The sequence below is a fragment of the Caldalkalibacillus salinus genome (genome assembly GCF_016745835.1).
In the GTDB taxonomy this organism is placed as follows: domain Bacteria; phylum Bacillota; class Bacilli; order Caldalkalibacillales; family JCM-10596; genus Caldalkalibacillus_A; species Caldalkalibacillus_A salinus.
In genome coordinates, this window is the sequence record NZ_JAERVL010000001.1 from 232,208 (window position 1) to 252,801 (window position 20,594).

Genomic DNA, 20,594 nt, shown 5'->3' on the forward strand with positions numbered 1-20,594 from the left:
GTTAAAGTGATGAAGCGATGAAGAAAGAAGTGCTGTTGTTCAGCACTTCTTTTGTTTTTTTGGATAGGAAAGTATAATGTAAATTAGATGGTAAACGCACGGTTTTGAAAGGGGGAGGACAGGGATATGATGTGTGATCAAGGTAAGCAAAGTGATCATCAAAGTGGGCAACACTTGACAGAACCTAAAAAAACGCATGTTAAAGATCGCTTAGACCCTTATCGTGTATGTGTGATTGGCGCAGGTTCAATCGGGTTATGGTTCGGAGGAATATCGTCTCTGTTCGCTGACGTGACTTTTATCACGAGACGAGTGCAACAGGCTGACCGCTTAGTCCAAAATGGTGTCAAACTAATTAGAGATGAGAAGGCAGTCATAAGAGGGGTCGATGCCTATCCTATGAAAGAAATACGTCATGACCCATCTTTTTTAAGACAATATGATCTCATAGTGGTGTCAGTGAAGCAATATCAGTTACCCAGTGTCATGACTTTTTTGCAAGATAGTCTATTAACTGAACAGAACGCCCTTTATTTTCTAATGAACGGTATGAGTCATTTAGGACAGCGCTATGATGTTATCAATAGTCCAATATATTTAGGAATGACACAGAGTGGGGCGACACGTTTATCTGATACAGATGTTCAGGAACGTGGTTTAGGGCTAACACTATATGGCAGATATGATCCCGATCAATCGTTATCTACACCATCATGTCCTCCTAGCCATTCTAGAGAAAGCGGCCTTTGGCAGTGCATGAAAGAAGGCTTTAATGAACATCATGTGCCATTTGAATACACGGATCACGTATGGATGCCTATTATACAGAAATGTATTGTTAACGCTTGTATTAACCCTCTGACAGCTTTATTCAGGGTTCAAAATGGTGAACTGATCGCCGATGAAACGTTACATATCTTGCTAATGCAAGCGTATGAGGAGCTGGCCTCATTTATTTCGGATGCCTACCCAGAGCAAGCTGACAAAATTTTAAAACAAGGGAAATTAAAGGAGGAAATCATCGATATTTGTAGAATTACAAGTGGAAATATTTCCTCTATGCTTCAAGATATACGAGCATCTCGAGAGACGGAGATAGACGCCATTAACGGATACTTTATACGTATGGCTGAAAAGCAACAGTTAGGGAGTCTACCGACGCACAACTTCTTATATCGATCTATCAAGTACTTAGAACAGCAAAACTAGACCATAATAGTGACTCTGATCTCTGTTTTACAATGGAACGAATCACTGCAAGTTAGAGTCCGCCTCTAGGAGGGTGGTTATATTGTTAGTTTCAATTATCGCTCATCTCACGGCAGGGTTATCCTTGTTCCCATTGCTTTCCTTTATTCTTCTTTTCTTTGTCTTATATGTTTTCACCAGAGACAAACGGTTAGCGGTGCATTGGTCCATAAATGTTACTTGCCTGTTGCTCGTTGTCTCCATATATCTAACGGTCAAACAGCTGTGGGGAATCTCCATTCATTGGCTACTGGGGACAATAATATTTCTCATTATTTCTGTTTTAACCTATTTGCAATACGCCATAAGAGGAGACATCTATTTAGACAGATTGGCTAAAGGGGCGATTCGATTAACTTTTTTACTATCTGTTCCCGTGCATGTTGTTTTGTACATATGGGTTGTTATACGTGCGGTTCTAAGTTCGACCACATGACGAGCACACGAAGGTTTAAGGTTAATAGTGGTGTGATAACCTATCCTAAAGTGATGTGAACCCTTATCGTAGTGTGCCATTTTGAACTGTGATAAACTATACATCATAGGGTTACTTACTAATTTTACGAATGTGAATGGTCATGGGGGACACGTGTCACTACCACCCACATCTCACATCCATATCGCATAGAAAGGTGTATTGTTTTATGAATTTGCACGTCAAGGAACATAGCATAGATCAACTCACGTCATTTGGAACAGACTATATCCATCATTTTGACCGTGTAGCTCCTTTTTTTCACTATCATCCTTTTGCAGAGGATAGTTATCGTCAAAGAGTAGAGGAGCTCAGACAACAAAACTTTCCAAGAAAAGGGTTAGCCGATGTCATACGCTCGTTTCATCAGAAGTGGGGCATTCATCCCAACGTAGAAGAGAACTTACGCAAACTAGAAGACAGTCAAAGTGTTGTCGTCATTGGTGGTCAGCAAGCCGGATTGCTATTGGGGCCCCTTTATACTTTACATAAAGTCATCAGTATCTTGACGTTAGCAAGACAGCAAGAAAAAGAGCTTGGGATTCCAGTGGTGCCAGTGTTTTGGATTGCGGGAGAGGACCACGATTATCATGAAATTAACCACGTGTTTGTCCCTGGACAAAATGAAAATGTAACCAAATTGTCTTTGTCGGAATCAGAGCAGTCTCGAACATCCATGTCTTACCTATCATTACCTAAGGATGAAGTCAGAGCATGGTTAAACCAATTCTTTGAATCGCAGCCAGAGACAGAGTTTAGTCATGAGTTAAAAGATCTACTCCTATCTAACATGGAGCAGTCCACGACGTTCGTGGATTATTTTGCTTCTCTACTGCACCATTTGTTTCAGGATTACGGCTTACTCATGATTGATTCAGCGGACGAAGCCCTAAGGACTTTGGAAACAGAGATGTTCAAACAGGTGATAGAGCGTTATGAAGAGATTGACGGCCACGTCCGACAGGGCATAAGCGATGTGATGGATAGAGGCTATCAACCCCAAGTTCAGCTAGGGGAATACCCTGCCTTGTTATTCGTTCAAGATCAGGAAGGGCGCTTACTACTAGAAAAAATTGAGGATGGCTTTCAAGCTAAAGTTGGCGGTTTGCACTTGTCCAAGGATGAATTGCTCAAAATGGCTGAAAACGAGCCCCAGCGCTTGAGTCATAATGTGGTCACTCGTCCCCTGATGCAAGAAATGTTATTCCCTACACTTGCCTTCGTTGCGGGACCTGGTGAAACCTCATATTGGGCGCTGTATAAAGGAATGTTTGAATCGTTTGGCAAGAAGATGCCGGTCCTTGCTCCTCGTATGAGTATGACCCTTATAGAGAAGCCTATCGCTAAGATTTTATCGAAACGAGAGATGCCTGTGGATACCGTATTTGGCCACATGGACCGTTTTCGTCAACAATGGCTAAAGGAACAGGATCACTTGCAGTTAGAAACGACTTTTACTCAGCTGCGCGAAAATATCCACCAGGCTTATGAGCCAGTGTTGCAGAAACTCGAGAACGTGCCTGGTATGGATGCACTGGGGTCTAAGAATATTGAGAAGGTTTTAACACAAGTCGATTACTTAGAAAAAAGAAGTGTAGCTTCTCTTAAGTCTCAGCACGATGTGGCTCTGCGACAGTTTGACAAAGTTGAACAGTCTCTATTTCCTTTAGGGAAGTTACAGGAACGTACCCATAACCCTTTTACCTTTTTTAATAAGCATGGTATGGTATTAGTGAAGCATTTACTAGATCTTCCACTAGAAGCGAATGGGCAACACAAGCTCATTTATATTCAATAGGCGTATTGACTTAAAGTCTCTTTTATTAAACGGATGAATTGATAAACCAGAAAGGAGAATAGACAATGAGTACATTAAACGATAGTCAGATTGCGGATATTAGTCTGGCCAAAGACGGGCATCTGAAAATAGATTGGGTTCGTGAACATATGCCCGTTTTAAATCGAGTCAGAGAACGTTTTGAACAAGAGAAGCCCTTTGACGGTTTGAAAGTCGCCATTTCTCTACATCTAGAAGCCAAAACAGCGTATTTAGCTAAAGTGGTTCAAGCGGGTGGGGCGCAAGTGACGATTACAGGAAGCAATCCCCTTTCAACTCAGGATGATGTGTGTGCTGCTTTAGTTGAGGACGGTATACAAGTTTTTGCCCGTTATAACCCACCTGAAGAAGAGTATAAGCAACATCTCATGAACACACTTGAGACGAAACCAGATCTTGTCATTGATGATGGTGGAGACTTAGTCTCCATCTTACACAGTGAGCGTCCTGACTTAGCCAAACAAATACGTGGAGGAGCAGAGGAAACCACTACAGGCATACTGAGACTTAAAGCTTTGGCAAAAGAAGGCCAGCTGAAATTTCCGATGGTAGCTGTTAATGATGCTTACTGTAAGTATCTATTTGATAACCGTTACGGCACAGGCCAATCCGTATGGGATGGCATTAACCGGACGACGAACCTGGTTGTGGCCGGAAAAACGGTTGTGGTCATAGGTTATGGCTGGTGTGGCCGCGGTGTAGCCATGAGAGCCAAAGGATTAGGGGCCAAAGTGATCGTCACTGAGATCGACCCGATTAAAGCCATAGAGGCCTACATGGACGGTTTTGAGGTCATGTCAATGGATGAAGCTGCCCAACATGGAGACTACTTTGTTACTGTGACAGGTAACAAGGACTGCATCCGCAAACCGCATTATCAAGCGATGAAAGATGGCGCTATTTTGGCAAATGCCGGTCACTTCGATGTTGAGATCAACATTAATGAATTAGAAGCGTTATCGACGTCTAAGCGCGTGGTACGTCAAAATATTGAGGAGTTCCGTATGGAGGACGGCAGAAACATCTATCTCCTAGCGGAAGGTCGCCTCGTTAATCTCGCCGCTGGAGACGGCCACCCTGCGGAGATTATGGATATGACTTTTGCCTTACAAGCGTTGGGCTTAGAATATGTGAATAAGCAATACGAAGCATTAAACAAAGAAGTCGTCAAAGTCCCACAAGAAATTGATGAACAGGTCGCCTCCTACAAACTGGACGCACTAGGCATTAAAATAGATTCTCTGACAAAAGAACAAGTATCCTATCTTGATTCTTGGAATGAGTAAAGAACGGTGTGACAATTTGTCAATATGAAGCGTATAAAGCTTGATATCGTCAATAAAAAGAGAAGAAAAAAAATCCTGCGCATCTTGCAGGATTTTTTTTTGTAGCTTAAAATAGAATCAACGTGGTGGATAGTGGTGGAATGTGGGGGAGATTGGTTGAGAAGTGGGGTGACACGCCATGTTCATGGGAGAATATCAACATGCTATTGACCAGAAAGGCAGATTAATCATTCCTGCTAAGTTCCGTGATGATCTAGGAGAGCGCTTTGTGGTCACCCGTGGACTGGATCAATGTTTATTCGTCTATCCCCAAACAGAATGGAAACAAATCGAGCAGAAGCTAAAATCTCTACCTTTCACCCGTTCTGATGCGAGAGCTTTTACCCGTTTCTTCTTCTCAGGAGCGACAGAATGTGAATTAGACAAACAGGGGCGGGCCAATATCGCCGCAAATTTACGTCAATATGCCAAACTCACCAAAGAATGTATCGTCATAGGAGTGAGTAACAGAGTAGAAATTTGGAGCAAGGACATTTGGGAAGAGTACTTTAGTCAATCAGAAGCATCATTTAATGAAATTGCAGAGAAAATTGTGGATTTTGATTTATAAACCAACGTCTATCTTCTAGCATAATAAGGGTACGCTAAGAAGGAACTTTGCAATGATACTAGGAGGATAGATGATATGTTTCATCACGTCACGGTTTTAAGAGAAGAAGCAGTAGAGGGGCTACATATTAACCCAGAGGGGGTCTACGTCGACTGTACGTTAGGCGGTGCCGGACACAGTGCACTTATCGCTTCTCAATTAACAACGGGTACCCTCATTGCTATAGACCAAGATGATCAAGCGTTAGCACATGCAGAAGAAGTATTAGCACCCGTGCTCAATCGTGTCAGGCTCATCAAGAGCAATTTCCGTCAGTTAAAAGACGTTTTAGCACAATTAGATATACCGCAAGTGAACGGGGTTTTGTACGACTTAGGCGTATCATCTCCTCAACTAGACGAGGTTGAAAGAGGCTTTAGTTATCAACATGATGCCCCCTTAGACATGCGGATGGATAAACAGCAAACGATGAGCGCGTACCAAGTGGTTAACGAGTGGACAGAGGAGGATATCGCTCGTGTCATTTATCAGTATGGCGAAGAGAAGTTCTCTCGTCGCATTGCCAGAAACATCGTTGAAACACGAAAACAACACCCTATTGAACGGACACATCAGCTTGTTGAAGTGATTAAGAAAAGCATACCGGCTGCAGCAAGACGGCAGGGTCCTCACCCGGCACGACGTACCTTTCAGGGAATACGTATTGCTGTTAATGATGAGTTACAAGCGTTTGAAGACTCCTTGCAGCAAGCAACTGACGTCCTAGCACCGTCAGGTCGTGTCAGTGTGATTACATTTCACAGTTTAGAGGATCGCATTTGCAAGCAATTCTTTCAAAAAATGAGTAAAGGTTGTGTTTGTCCACCGGGCTTCCCTCAGTGTGTATGTGGACAAACCCCCACGTTAAAAAATCTCACAAAGAAACCCAGACTTCCTTCAGAAGAAGAGTTAGAACATAACCCGCGTGCAAGATCTGCCAAATTGCGAGTAGCAGAAAAGATATAGCCGTCGTTCTTCCGTGTAAGAGAAATTTAGCGCTAAAGGCGACAACAGTTGTGGTAAAGGGGCGATAAGATGTACCAATATGGAAATGTTGCAACACAATATCAAAAGGAACATAAAAAACGTGTCAATCCTACACATCAAAAGCGTCCACAGACACAGCCTCATTCTTCTCCAAAAGGAATGACGACAGGGGAAAAAGTTCTATACTTGCTCACGGTCATCATCGTCGTCACGGTATCAAGCTTGTTACTCATGAGAAGTGCCACTATTTCTCAGTTGAGCTACGACATTCAAACGCTAGAAAGGGAAGTGGTCAATATTGAAGATCAAAACGCCGCCCTTTCTCTAGAGGTAGCCGAACTGAGTTCACCTGAACGAATTGAGAGAATTGCCAGGGAAGAATGGGGACTTAGCCTAACCGAGTCAACGGTGCGTATCTTACCAACGCCGCCTTTTACCAGCCAAGACAGACAAGCAGACGGCAAGAGGGAAGGAGAGTCGTGAGTATGGACAAACAAAAACGCAAGATGAACAAAAGAGGCCAGTTAATGGGAGCAATATTTTTATTGCTCTTTTTTTCTATGATCTATCGTTTTTATGTGCTTCAAGTGGTTGAAGCGTCTTATTTACAGGAGCAAGGGGAAAAGATGTATAGTCGTGAAAATGTGCTACCTGCTGAACGAGGCACAATATACGATCGGAACGGTAAAATGCTCGCTCATGAAGCGAAGGCTTATACTGTTATCGCGGTGCTAAGCGACAAAGCGCCTGAATATATTACGGATCCGCAGGAAGCTGCACAAGCCTTAGCCCCGCTTTTAGGGATGTCCGAAGAGAGACTTGCTTCCCTGATGACGAGGGAAGGGAATGAGTATCAAGTGGAGCTAAGACCAGGTGGATGGAAGGTCAATCGTGAGACAATGGAGGAAATAAATGATCTAGATATACCCGGCATTATTTTCCGAGAAGAGAACAAACGTGCTTATCCTAACCATAATTTTGCCTCACATGTAATAGGGTTTATCAACCGTGAAGGAGAATCTGTCATGGGGTTAGAGGCTCACCTCAATGATGAACTCAAAGGACAAGACGGGACGATTGAGTTTAAACAGGATAGAAATGGGAAACGGCTCCCTGATGGGATAAGCTCCATCATTGAACCGGTAAATGGTGACGATGTCTACCTCACCATTGATGATCGAATCCAACATTACGTTGAACAGGCCTTGGATCAAGCCGAGGAACAGTACGAGCCAGAAGGGATGACCGTCGTCGTGTCTCGACCGAAGACTGGAGAAATATTAGCAATGTCTTCAAGGCCTTCCTTTGATCCTAATCATTATTCATCTATCACAAACTACGTCAATCATGCTATATCTAGTACGTATGAGCCTGGCTCAACCTTTAAAATTGTGACGTTGGCGGCCGCTATTGAAGAAGGGGTCTTTAATCCGAAAGAGAAATATATGTCGGGTTCATATTCTTTACCTGGAGGCAGAATAAGGGACCATAACGGTAGGGGATGGGGTGAGATTACCTTCTTAGAAGGGGTACAAAAATCGAGTAACGTAGCTTTTTCTATTTTAGGTTCAGAGCGTATCAAGAAGGAGACATTTTATGATTACATTTATCGGTTCGGATTTGGTGAAAGAACAGGGATAGATCTTCCTAACGAAAGTCGGGGTATTGTGAATGACCCTAAAGGGTTACCACCGTTAACATTAGCGAACATGACTTTTGGTCAGGGTGTGGCGGTGACAGCGATCCAACAAGTCGCCGCCATTAATGCCATTGCCAATGGAGGGACACTCTACCAACCTTATATTATTGATAGCATTGTCAACAGTGAGTCAAACGAGGTCATTATGCAAAATGAACCTATCATGAGAGAAGAATCTGTCGTCTCCACAGAAACAGCGCGTGAAGTGATTGACATACTTGAAACGGTGGTAACGGAAGGGACGGGTCAAAATTTTTATATTGACGGTTATAATGTGGCTGGTAAAACAGGAACGGCTCAAAAACCTTCACCAGATGGGGGCTATTACCAAAATAAATACGTGCACTCTTTCATTGGTCTGGCACCAAAGGATGATCCAGAGTTGGTTGTTTATGTTGCTGTCGATGCACCGGATGTCACACATTACTCGGTTGGCGGCTCAGTTGTTGCGCAAATATTTAAGCACATCATGAGAAGCAGCCTCCAGTACCTAAGTGTATTACCCGAAGTAGGGGAAGAAGAAGAGAATATACAGCCGCATGAAGTAGACAAAGTCACGGTTCAAGATTATAAAGGTGTGTCTATTATGACAGCAAGACAGAAGGCTGAAGATGAAGGGCTTGAAGTTGTGACTGTCGGTGAGGGTACAACTGTAAGCGAACAGCTACCTGCGCCCCACACGAAGCTACCAAAAGGGTCTAGGATATACTTACTGACAGGTGAGCGTCAGCAACAGACTCAGGTGCCTGATTTTACTGAGTGGTCCGTTAGATCAGTACTGGATTGGTCTAACGTGGCCCAAGTGCAAGTCAACATCGTCGGTAGTGGATATGCTTCGGATCAAAGTTTAGATCCAGGTGCCACCATAAGAGCGGGAGACGAGATGACGATCAACTTTGAACCAAGGTACACAGAATCGGAGGGAACAGATGAAGGAGAAACGGATCAGCCTGGTGAAAACGATGCGAATCATACACAAGATGAAGATGATGTAGCTGATGAGACATAAACAAACAGTGGTCTAGCGTCTTGCGCGATGAGATGTATAGCCCCTCTACACCAACACTTCAGTGCTCTAGAATATCTTGCATGTTCTAGAACATAGACAAGTTGAATAGGGTTATATGGAAAAAAGAAATCCTAAGTGGTGTAGGGGGGAAATTCGTGCGAGTATCAGGGGTAACCGTTCGTAGAAGATTATTTGTCGCACTTATCGTCGGTATCCTAATCTATTTAGTTTTAGGCTCAAGGCTGGGATACGTTCAATTAGTTCAGGGAAACTGGTTAGCTGAAAAAGCAAATGAGTTGTGGAGTAGAGATATTACATTTGAAGCAAAACGAGGAAAGATATTAGACAGGAATGGCGAAGTATTAGCTTATAACATCAGCGCCCCTTCTGTTTTTGTCGTTCCAGCTCAAGTGGATAATCCTTCAAAAACGGCACGGGAATTAGCCAATGTCTTAGACGCAAGTGAAGAAGAAATCTATCAGACGATCACAAAGAGAGAAATGATCGTTGATATCAAACCCGAAGGCAGAAAAATTAGTAATGAAAAAGCACGTGAAGTGCAACAGTTGGGTCTTTCTGGTGTGATGATAGCAGAAGACAGCAAGCGGTATTACCCCAATGGTGAGTTTCTTTCTCACGTGCTTGGGTTTGCAGGTATAGATAACCAAGGCATTGTAGGCTCAGAGCTCATTTATGATGATATATTGAGTGGAAATGATGGGCGAGTATCGTTTTACTCAGACGCCAAAGGTAAGCTCATGCCTAACCAACATGATGTCTATACCCCTCCTAAGGATGGGGATGACTTAGCCTTAACCATTGACGCAGGTGTGCAAAAAATTATCGAACGAGAAGTGGATAACGCCGTAGCCAAGTACGACCCAGATCACGTTATTGCCATCGCAATGGAACCGAATACGGGGGAAGTATTAGCTATGGCGAGTCGTCCAGATTATGACCCAGGTCGGTTTAACGAGTACCCAGCTGAAGTGTACAACCGTAATCTACCAGTATTCAGCATGTATGAACCGGGTTCCACGTTTAAGATTATCACTTTGGCAGCGGCCCTAGAAGAGGGGAAAGTTGATTTACATCATGATCACTTCCATGACCCTGGTCACACCACGGTGGCTGGTGCGAGGCTACGCTGTTGGAAACGAGGGGGACACGGCCATCAATCCTTTTTAGAGGTGGTTCAGAATTCGTGCAACCCCGGTTTCGTAGAACTAGGGCAACGTTTAGGAACGGATACATTATTCGAATATATAAACAACTTCGGGTTTGGTCAAAAAACAGGGATTGATATGCAAGGAGAGCAAGAAGGGATCATATTCAAGCCGGAACAAAGAGGCCCTGTCGAAACGGCAACAACAGCTTTCGGGCAAGGGGTTGCTGTCACACCTATTCAGCAAGTGGCTGCTGTATCGGCTGTTGTCAATGGGGGTTACCTCTATCAACCCTATATTGCTAAGGAATGGCATGATAGTGAAACAGGCATGGTATTAGGAAGAAATACCCCTACGCTTAAAGAAAGAGTGATCTCAGATGAGACTTCCCAAGAGGTAAGAGAGGCACTAGAGGCTGTCGTTGCCCAAGGAACGGGACGAAACGCCTTCGTTGAAGGGTATCGTGTAGGCGGAAAAACGGGTACCGCACAGAAAGTAGCGCCGGGTGGGGGTTACCTAGAGAACAATCACATCGTATCGTTCATAGGCTTTGCCCCAGCAGATGACCCTCAAATTGTCGTCTACGTTGGCGTTGATAACCCCAAAAATACGATACAATTTGGGGGTGTAGTGGCCGCCCCGATAGTGGGTCAAATTATTGGTGATGCGCTAGATTACATGGGGGTAGAAAAAAGAGAAAGCCCATTGGAAAAGAAATACATGTGGGGAGACGAAATCACGTATGAAGTCCCCTCTCTCATCGGTATGACCGCAAAACAACTACAGCAAAGTTACTTCCAACTTCCAATAGACGCCTCTGGATCGGGTACAAAAGTCATCAAGCAATCTCCTGAACCGGGAACAAATGTGAAGGAAGGCTCCGCTATTCGTGTATATTTGGGCGAAGAAGAGGATGACAAACAGGACGAAGAAGATTAAAATAGATCATGTGTGTTGACTAATAATAGAATAAATTGGGGGATCACAATGCAATTACTCACACTGATCGAGCCCCTTGTACCCTACAAGTGGCAAAATGATCAAGTTCTAAATAAAATCGAAGACATGGAGATTACATCGATCGAGATGGATTCTAGAAAGGTCACAGCTGGCGCCATGTTTGTTTGTATAGAAGGTTTTCATGTTGATGGCCATCAGTACGTACAACAAGCGGTAGAAAAAGGTGCCAAGGTCATCGTGGCTCAGAAACCGGTTCAGACCGATATCCCTGTTATTATCGTCCCAGATACGAGGCGAACCTTAGCGGTTGTAGCTGACACCTTTTATCAGCATCCGACTCAAAAGCTTAGGGTCATCGGTGTGACAGGAACGAACGGTAAAACGACCGTCACGCATTTGATTGAACAGATACTCGAAGACGCCCAGCACAAAACAGGGCGTATTGGTACGATAGGTGCAAAAATCGGGAATAACGTAGAAGAAGTTGCCAACACAACGCCAGAGTCTAGTGAACTTCAAAACGTTTTTCACCGTATGTCTGGGGCTGGATGTGAGTATGCTGTTATTGAGGCCTCCTCTCACGCGATACATATGGGAAGGCTACGGGGAACGAATATCGGTACCGCTGTATTTACCAACCTCACTCAAGATCATCTAGACTACCATGGCACAATGGAGGAATATCAGAGAGCAAAAGGACTCTTATTCGCTCAGCTAGGTAACACATATGATCCTCAAGATCGTAAGTATGCGATTTTGAATGCGGATGATGAAGCACACACCTACTTTAGAGATATCACACCAGCCCAAGTCGTCACGTATGGTATAGACAACCATGCTGACATTCGAGCCAAAAATATTCAATTGACCAGTCAAGGAATCACATTTACAGTCGAATACTATAAAGGGTCTGAAACTGTCCGTTTACAGATGTTAGGGAAATTTAATGTTTATAACGCCCTCGCAGCCATCGCCGCAGCGCTTGTTGAAGGAATTTCGTTAACGTCCATCAAACACAGCCTTGCTCAAGTAAAGGGCGTGCCTGGACGACTAGAAGTGGTGGATGAGGGGCAGCCATATACAGTATTGGTCGATTATGCCCACACGCCTGATAGCTTGAAGAACGTCTTACAAACGGTGCAGGAGTTTGCTATAGGTAAAGTCTTTTGTGTGATCGGCTGTGGAGGAGATAGGGACCGCACCAAACGACCATTGATGGCCCAAATCGCAACAGCGCACGCTGACTATGCGATCCTAACCTCTGATAATCCGCGATCCGAGGAACCCCAAGTGATTCTAAATGATATGAAAAACGGATTGGCTCAGACCGGCACGCCACAAGAGCGGTATACGTGCATTGTTGATCGACAAACAGCCATTGATACAGCGATACAACAGGCCAGTCCCGGAGATATTGTCGTGATTGCTGGGAAAGGTCATGAGACGTATCAACAACTGAAGGATGAAACAATCCATTTTGATGATCGAGAAGTCGCTCGTCAAGCAATCCAAAACAACAAGAAGTAAAGGGGGGATAGCGGATGTTTTCAGTACTTTTATTAACAATACTGGCGGCATTTCTGATTGTTTTTTTACTCGCGCCATTGTTTATACCTGTTCTTCATCGATTAAAGTTCGGTCAGAGCATAAGAGATGAAGGGCCTCAGTCACATCAGCAAAAAGCGGGTACACCAACGATGGGAGGAAGCATCATCTTACTTGCGCTGATATTTACCGTCATTAAGTTTGCTGATCATACGGTGGAGATCTTTTTGCTCATGCTCGTTACACTGGGATACGGCTTAATCGGATTTTTAGATGATTTTATAAAGATATACTTTAAGAGAAACCTTGGTTTGACAGCCAAACAGAAGCTTTTCGCCCAATTAATGATTGCACTCATTTTTTACTATTTTCTCATACAAAATGGTCACTCAACTGAAGTGTTTATCCCAGGGACATCATACGGTTTAGATTTAGGGTGGATATACTTTCCGTTCTTAATCGTGATGTTGGTGGGGGCTTCGAACGCTGTTAATCTCACTGACGGTTTAGATGGGCTCCTCTCAGGAACGGCCGCTATCGCTTTTGGTGCTTATGCTGTGTTAGCGTGGCGATTTTCTGAACCTGAAGTGGCGATTTTTAGTGCCGCTATCGTTGGCACCGTCCTTGGTTTCCTCGTGTATAACGCTCATCCCGCTAAAGTATTTATGGGAGATACGGGTTCCCTAGCGCTAGGTGGCGCGATAGCAGCCATCGCCATCCTAACTAAAACTGAATTATTACTCGTGATTATCGGCGGTGTTTTCGTTATTGAAGCACTATCTGTGATGATTCAGGTCGTTTCCTTCAAAACAAGAGGGAAAAGAATCTTTAGAATGAGTCCTATTCACCATCACTTTGAGTTAGGTGGCTGGTCAGAGTGGAAGGTTGTTGTCGTGTTCTGGCTAAGTGCGATTGGTTTTGCCGGACTCGGAATATATTTAGAGGTGTTTATGTAATGAGAGATGAAGCAATCGTCAACTACCAACAACAACATATCCTTGTGCTAGGTTTGGCCAAAAGTGGACGTACTGTGGCCAAACTTTTGTTGCGTTTAGGCGCAAAAGTAACCGTTAACGAGCGGAAGGAACGCCATGATTGCGAGGGGGTTACCGAACTAGAAGAGTGTGGTGCTCGTGTGGTTTGCGGTGGTCACCCGTTATCACTTTTAGAAGAAGACGTCAGCCTTATCGTTAAAAATCCTGGCATTCCTTTCGACATCCCCTTCTTACAACAGGCTGAAAAGAAGGGCATTCCCGTTATGACCGAAGTGGAGATCGCCTACCAATTGTCTGAAGCCCCTATCATTGGCATCACCGGAACAAACGGAAAAACGACAACCACAACCTTAATCTATGAAATGTTAAAAGATAATCGTCATGACCCTCTCATTGCGGGCAATATTGGCACTGTTTTGTCTGAAGTGGCCTCAGAAGCGACGGATGAACAAGTTATCGTGGCTGAACTGAGTAGTTTTCAGCTCCTAGGCACCTTGAAATTCCGTCCTATTATTGCCTTAATGTTGAACTTATATGATGCTCATCTGAACTATCATCACACGAGGGCGCACTATGTTGCCTCTAAAGGCAAAATATTTAAGAACCAAACGGAAAAAGACATCGCTGTTCTTAATGCTGATCAGAATGACGTCGTCCAATTCCGACGTGAAATCAGAAGTGATATCGTCTGGTTTAGCATGGAGAGTGAAGTGTCTAAAGGATGCTATTTAAGCGATGGCCGAATTGTATATAAAAACACTCAGCGTGAGATAGAAATCATTTTACCGATTTCCGAAGTGGCACTTATAGGTAGACATAACCTTCAAAATGTTATCGCAGCCGTCTCTGTTGCAAAAGCAGCGGGTGCACATTCAGAACGCATACGCGAAGTATTACGCACGTTTCAAGGCATTAAGCATCGCCTACAGTTCGTACGCGAGCTAAAAGGGGTACGTTACTATAACGATTCTAAAGCGACGAATGCGCAGGCGACGCGTATGGCGCTAGAATCATTTAACAACAATATCATACTGATCGCGGGTGGATTGGACCGTGGAGAAGATTTTAAAGAATTACATACACGTTTGGCTCACTGTGTAAAAGGCGTTGTGGCCTACGGACAGATTGCCAAAAAGATAACGGAAGTGGCTAAGGAAGCAGGGGTAAAGGACGTGATGATGGTCGATAATGTTAAGGATGCAGTCACTGAAGCATCCGTTATCGCACAAACAGGGGACACTGTTCTCTTATCTCCAGCAGCTGCGAGCTGGGACCAGTTTGCTTCATTTGAAGAGAGAGGAGACATGTTTATCCAATCTGTGCATAATCTTTAGATAAGGGGACAACTTACCCCAAATCTAGTGACACAGAGGTGTATGTCCATGGCCAAAGCACGTTCTGCTCCAGATTTTTTACTCATTTTTTCAACTTTATCCATACTTAGTATTGGAATACTGATGGTGTATAGTGCCAGTGCCATTCTGTCTTATCACAAGTACGACGACTACTTCTTTTTTGCAAAGAGACAGTTGTTATTTGCTGGGCTTGGTCTTATATTAATGTATGCTGTCATGAACATAGATTATTGGGTTTGGAAAAGGTGGGCCAAGATAGGCTTACTCATGTGCTTTGCCCTTCTTGTACTCGTTTTGATCATTGGGGTGGAAAGAAACGGATCTAAAAGCTGGCTAGGGGTTGGCGCTTTTTCTGTCCAGCCCTCAGAGTTTATTAAGATTTGTATGATTATATTTTTGGCTAAGTTTTTATCTGAACATCAAAAGAAAATAGTTGAATTTCGTCGCGGTATCGTACCGCCCCTTTTTATTGTGTTTTTGGCGTTTGGTCTCATCATGCTACAGCCGGATTTAGGAACAGGGACGGTTATGGTCGGTACATCCATCGTGATGATATTCATTGCTGGGGCCAGACTATTACACCTTGCCGGGTTGGCCATGCTTGGTCTGATCGGTTTTGCAGCCTTAGTCATCGCAGCCCCGTATCGAATTGCAAGAATTACCGCTTTTCTTGATCCGTGGCAAGATCCTTTAGGAGCGGGGTTTCAAGTCATACAATCCTTATATGCCATTGGACCGGGCGGCTTGCTAGGGTTAGGGTTGGGTATGAGTAGACAAAAATTTTACTATCTACCGGAACCACAAACGGATTTCATATTTGCCATACTGGCAGAGGAACTTGGCTTTATCGGTGGTACTACCGTTTTATTGCTATTTACGTTATTATTGTGGAGAGGAATGAAGGTAGCCATCACAGCACCAGACTTATACGGTAGCTTGCTGGCAGCCGGTATTGTGAGTATGATTGCCATCCAAGTGATTATTAATATAGGCGTTGTGACAGGAATGTTTCCCGTAACGGGTATAACGTTACCTTTTCTGAGCTACGGGGGTTCTTCCCTCACCTTAATGCTCATTGCAGTAGGTATTCTATTAAACATTTCTCGATACGCTCGATAAAGGAGTGAAACGATGAGAGTACTCATTTCTGGTGGCGGAACTGGGGGACATATTTATCCAGCTCTGTCTATCCTAAAAGAGGTTAGAAGAAGAGAACCGGACTCTCATTTTCTATATATAGGGACGGAAAAAGGCTTAGAGGCAAGTATTGTACCTAAAACGGACGTGCCATTTAAGACCATTGACATTACTGGATTTAAACGCAAACTATCGTTCGATAACGTAAAGACTGTCCTTAGATTTCTGAGGGGGGTACGACGATCTAAGGCGTACATCCGAGATTTTCAGCCAGATATTGTGATCGGTACGGGGGGCTACGTATGTGGCCCCGTCGTTTTTGCAGCAGCAAAGCTGGGTATTCCGACTTTAATCCATGAACAAAATGTCATTCCAGGTTTAACGAACAAGTTTTTGGCACGCTACACAACAGCGGTCGCTACCTCATTTGCGGGATCTTTGCCCTATTTTAAGCATGAAAATGTAAAGGTCACAGGGAACCCTAGAGCAACTGAAGTACGAGAAGCTGATCCTAAGGAAGGACGACGGTCGCTAAACATTCCTAGCGATAAAAAAGTGATACTTATTGTCGGTGGCAGTCGTGGTGCGAAGGCGATTAATCAAGCGTTTATGGATATGGTTCCCCGCTTACAAGAGATGAAGGATACACATTTTGTATATGTCACAGGAGAAGTCCATTACGAAGAAGTACAACAAACGTTGCGACAGTTTGATTTAGAGGATATGCCCTTAACAGTCAAACCGTTTATCTATGATCTGCCACATGTACTCGCCAGTACGGATCTTATTGTGAATCGGGCTGGGGCGTCTTTTCTTGCTGAGATTACGTCTCTCGGCATTCCATCAATTCTTGTCCCATCGCCGTATGTGACCAATAACCATCAGGAGAAGAATGCCCGCTGGTTGGAGAAAGAAGGTGCGGCAAAGGTCATTTTGGAGGACGAGTTAACAGGCCAAAGCCTGTACGATATGATTAATCAGATGATGAAAAACGAAGAAGAACAGATAGATATGAAACAAGCAGCACAGCGACTTGGGAAACCCTTAGCGTCATCGGACATCTATGAGTGGATGCAACGCTTAATACAATCCTAATCTTTATTGTTAGGCGTCTGTCACACTACATTTAGATCAGGCATACAATATCCTAGACGTGACAGACAACAGATCCCAAGCAGCGTTCATATGAGGAGGTTTCCAATGAGCGATATAGCAATACAACTACAAGAGGCGAACGTGGGAAAAGTGTGGGTGAATGAACCACTAGCAAACCATACGACTTGGAAGATCGGTGGTCCTGCAGATCTATTGGTACAACCAAATGATAAAGAAGGGCTCATTACATGTATGCGCATCGTGCAAGAGCATCAAATGCCATATCGTGTGATTGGGAAAGGTTCCAATCTACTTGTGCGGGACGGTGGCATACGTGGTGTGGTAATTAAGATGGGGGAAGGACTCGACCACTTGAGAATAGAAGGTGATCGAGTGACAGTTGATGCAGGCTACTCGTTTATTAAATTAGCGACTATTGTAGCCAGACATGGCTTAACTGGACTAGAGTTTGCAGGAGGTATACCTGGTACTGTTGGAGGAGCCGTCTATATGAATGCAGGCGCTCATGGGTCTGATGTTTCACGTATATTACATTCAGCTGAGGTTATTTTTGACGATGGTCAACTTGAAACCCTTAGTAATGAAGCATTGCATTTTTCATATAGAACCTCACTACTTCAAGAGGAACGCAAAGGTGTCTGTCTTCAGGCCACGTTTCAACTGAAAGAAGGTCACACACAAACGATCAAAGATGAATTATCGAAACATAAGGAATACCGTAGAGAGACGCAGCCTTTGCAACAACCTTGTTGCGGTAGTGTTTTTAGAAACCCTAAACCATATTCGGCCGGCCAGCTTATAGAGGAAGCTGGATTGAAAGGGGTTCAAGTTGGAGGGGCCCAAGTATCACTCATGCATGCCAACTTCATCGTCAATTTAGGAAACGCTACAGCGAAAGACGTCCTTACCTTAATAGACCATATTCAAACGATCATTAAGAAGAAATATGGTGTAGATATGCATCCTGAAGTTCAGGTGGTGGGTGAGGGGTAAACCGGAGGTGAAACATGGCATCATTTATCATCAAAGGTGGTCTGCCTCTCTCAGGAGAGTTAAGAATACACGGTGCAAAGAATGCAGCATTACCCATATTAGCTGCGAGCATCTTAGCATCTGGAGAACAAGAAATCTCCGATGTGCCAAAACTTCTTGATATTAGAGTCATGATAGAGATACTCAATCATTTAGGTGTAAAGGTCACTCACAAGGATCACACAGTGAGCTTACAAACCTCTACTTTATCTTCAACAAGAATACCTGAACCACTCATGGGTAAAATGAGGTCCTCTATATTTCTCATGGGTCCACTACTAGCAAAATATGGGGAAGTGACAATTTCACGCCCCGGGGGATGTGCAATAGGTGAAAGGCCTATTGATATTCATTTGGATGGACTTAAGAAATTAGGAGCAGATATTATTGAGTCCCATGGCACGATATCATGTCGGGCACGTCAGTTAACCGGCGCACAGATTTTTCTTCGTTTTCCTAGCGTTGGTGCAACAGAGAATCTTATGATGGCTGCCAGTTTAGCCAAAGGCACCACCACAATTTCTAATGCAGCTAGAGAGCCCGAAATTGTGGATTTACAAGATTATCTTAATGTGATGGGAGCCCGGGTGCGAGGTGCTGGCACAGATCAAATCATCATCGAGGGGGTTGAACATCTCACCCCTGTATCATATAAGATTATTCCTGACAGAATTATTGCAGGAACTCTACTGATTGCTACAGCAATTACACGGGGAGAAGTTGCCCTAACTAATGTAAGAGCTGAACATCTCCAGGCGCTTTTAACAAACTTGCAAACGAGTGGTATTGAAATCAGAACGTATAATGATATAATGACATTAAAAGTAAGTAGGGGTTTACGCTCCATAGATCTAATTGAAACAGATCCGCACCCTGGTTTTCCAACAGACCTCCAAGCCCTGATGATGGCCTACCTTTCGACTGTTGAGGGAACATCAGTCGTAAAAGAGAAGGTATTTGAAGGTCGATTTAGACACGTTGATGAATTAAATCGAATGGGTACGAATATCTCAACCGATCTTAACCGTGCCTATATCCGAGGCGTTAGTCGACTATCTGGAGCGATGGTTGAAGCGACTGACTTAAGAGCCGGAGCGGCACTTGTGATAGCTGGGTTAAAAGCCGAAGGAGAAACGATAGTAGAAAATATTCATCATATCGATCGAGGATATGAAAAATTAGAAGGTATGTTGCAGGCTCTAGGAGCCGATATAAGGCGATCTGATGAATCTTAAAACGGCATATATAATATGCCGTTTTTTTAAAGGGATGGAAGGGACAAGAATGAACAAGCACAATGACAATGTCATATATGATCGTAGAATGCCGACGATACAAAAACAACACAAGCCGAAAAGAAATAAATTATTTATATTTCTCATCTTCCTCTTTTTTTTAATGATCTTATTATTGATTTATTTTCAATCCCCTTTTTCAAAGATTAAGGAGCTAAACGTAGAAGGTCATCAATTACTGACGAGAGAGCAAGTCCTAGCGTATGCCCAGCTTGATGAAGGGCTTTCTTTTTATAATTTTAGCACGTCGACCGTACAAGAACGGTTAGAAGAACGTGTTGAGGTACATACGGCACGCGTGGAGCGAACGTTTCCTAACCAAGTATCTATTATCGTAGAAGAGCATCGCCATATCGCTTTTTGGTATCAGGAACAAAAGTTATATCCTATTATAGCCACAGGACATATTTTATTGCAGCGCGAATGGCAGGAACAAAGGGTTCAGTATCCCATTCTGAGTGGCTGGCCGAACAAAGAGGGAGTCCTAGAATTAAGCCAAGAATTGAATAAACTACCGGCTACGATATTAGAAACCATATCGGAAATAAACCTTACACCTATTGTTTCTGATCCTTATCGACTCACATTATATATGGATGATGGAAACGAGGTTCGTACATCGATTAGAAAGTTTGCTGAACACGTGAGCTGGTACCCCTCCTTAGTTGAACAAAGACGTTCGGAAGGACTGAAAAGCGAGGGCATTTATCATTTATTTGATGGTAAGTGGTATGAAGATCCCGCTCAAACCATAGACAATAGTGAAGAGGACCCGACGGAATAAGGGGCTTTAAGAGACCTTA

17 protein-coding genes are annotated in these 20,594 nt (G+C 43.7%); all 17 read left to right on the top strand.

The window, feature by feature from the left end:
* The first annotated feature begins 126 nt into the window (after positions 1-126).
* Positions 127-1,209 (top strand): 2-dehydropantoate 2-reductase, encoded by a 1,083-nt coding sequence (locus JKM87_RS01090; protein ID WP_202076943.1) that lies wholly within the window; start codon positions 127-129, stop codon positions 1,207-1,209.
* 82 nt (positions 1,210-1,291) lie between these two features.
* Positions 1,292-1,684 carry a DUF3397 family protein gene (locus tag JKM87_RS01095; protein ID WP_202076945.1) on the top strand — a complete coding sequence of 131 codons (393 nt, stop codon included), beginning with the start codon at positions 1,292-1,294 and terminating at the stop codon, positions 1,682-1,684.
* 208 nt (positions 1,685-1,892) lie between these two features.
* A complete protein-coding gene (bshC, locus tag JKM87_RS01100) occupies positions 1,893-3,521 on the top strand; it encodes a bacillithiol biosynthesis cysteine-adding enzyme BshC (protein ID WP_202076947.1) in 1,629 nt (542 codons plus the stop codon).
* 65 nt (positions 3,522-3,586) lie between these two features.
* The gene (locus tag JKM87_RS01105; RefSeq protein ID WP_202076949.1) at positions 3,587-4,846 is read left to right on the top strand and encodes an adenosylhomocysteinase; all 1,260 of its coding nucleotides are present in this window, start codon (positions 3,587-3,589) and stop codon (positions 4,844-4,846) included.
* Between the two features lie 178 nt (positions 4,847-5,024).
* Entirely contained in the window at positions 5,025-5,456 is a 432-nt protein-coding gene (gene mraZ / locus JKM87_RS01110) for a division/cell wall cluster transcriptional repressor MraZ (RefSeq protein WP_202076950.1), read from the top strand.
* A 75-nt stretch (positions 5,457-5,531) separates the two neighbouring features.
* Complete coding sequence (rsmH, locus tag JKM87_RS01115) at positions 5,532-6,461, top strand: 16S rRNA (cytosine(1402)-N(4))-methyltransferase RsmH (protein ID WP_202076959.1); 930 nt, start codon at positions 5,532-5,534, stop codon at positions 6,459-6,461.
* 69 nt (positions 6,462-6,530) lie between these two features.
* On the top strand, positions 6,531-6,965 hold the full coding sequence (ftsL, locus tag JKM87_RS01120) for a cell division protein FtsL (RefSeq protein WP_202076970.1): 435 nt from the start codon (positions 6,531-6,533) through the stop codon (positions 6,963-6,965).
* 2 nt (positions 6,966-6,967) lie between these two features.
* Complete coding sequence (locus JKM87_RS01125) at positions 6,968-9,190, top strand: PASTA domain-containing penicillin-binding protein (RefSeq protein WP_202076977.1); 2,223 nt, start codon at positions 6,968-6,970, stop codon at positions 9,188-9,190.
* 155 nt (positions 9,191-9,345) lie between these two features.
* Entirely contained in the window at positions 9,346-11,295 is a 1,950-nt protein-coding gene (locus JKM87_RS01130; protein ID WP_202076979.1) for a stage V sporulation protein D, read from the top strand.
* 48 nt (positions 11,296-11,343) lie between these two features.
* A complete protein-coding gene (locus tag JKM87_RS01135; protein ID WP_202078007.1) occupies positions 11,344-12,843 on the top strand; it encodes a UDP-N-acetylmuramoyl-L-alanyl-D-glutamate--2,6-diaminopimelate ligase in 1,500 nt (499 codons plus the stop codon).
* A 14-nt stretch (positions 12,844-12,857) separates the two neighbouring features.
* Entirely contained in the window at positions 12,858-13,817 is a 960-nt protein-coding gene (mraY, locus tag JKM87_RS01140; protein WP_202076981.1) for a phospho-N-acetylmuramoyl-pentapeptide-transferase, read from the top strand.
* Complete coding sequence (gene murD, locus JKM87_RS01145; RefSeq protein ID WP_202076983.1) at positions 13,817-15,190, top strand: UDP-N-acetylmuramoyl-L-alanine--D-glutamate ligase; 1,374 nt, start codon at positions 13,817-13,819, stop codon at positions 15,188-15,190. The genes mraY and murD overlap by 1 nt, the downstream gene beginning before the upstream one ends.
* Before the next feature lie 48 nt (positions 15,191-15,238).
* Entirely contained in the window at positions 15,239-16,330 is a 1,092-nt protein-coding gene (gene spoVE / locus JKM87_RS01150) for a stage V sporulation protein E (RefSeq protein ID WP_202076985.1), read from the top strand.
* Positions 16,331-16,342: 12 nt separating this feature from the next.
* Positions 16,343-17,443, top strand: coding sequence for an undecaprenyldiphospho-muramoylpentapeptide beta-N-acetylglucosaminyltransferase (gene murG / locus JKM87_RS01155; protein WP_202076987.1), 1,101 nt, complete (start codon positions 16,343-16,345; stop codon positions 17,441-17,443).
* A gap of 105 nt (positions 17,444-17,548) precedes the next feature.
* A complete protein-coding gene (gene murB / locus JKM87_RS01160) occupies positions 17,549-18,457 on the top strand; it encodes a UDP-N-acetylmuramate dehydrogenase (protein WP_202076989.1) in 909 nt (302 codons plus the stop codon).
* Between the two features lie 14 nt (positions 18,458-18,471).
* Complete coding sequence (gene murA / locus JKM87_RS01165; protein ID WP_202076991.1) at positions 18,472-19,731, top strand: UDP-N-acetylglucosamine 1-carboxyvinyltransferase; 1,260 nt, start codon at positions 18,472-18,474, stop codon at positions 19,729-19,731.
* A 49-nt stretch (positions 19,732-19,780) separates the two neighbouring features.
* A complete protein-coding gene (locus JKM87_RS01170; protein WP_202076993.1) occupies positions 19,781-20,575 on the top strand; it encodes a cell division protein FtsQ/DivIB in 795 nt (264 codons plus the stop codon).
* Positions 20,576-20,594 lie beyond the last annotated feature (19 nt).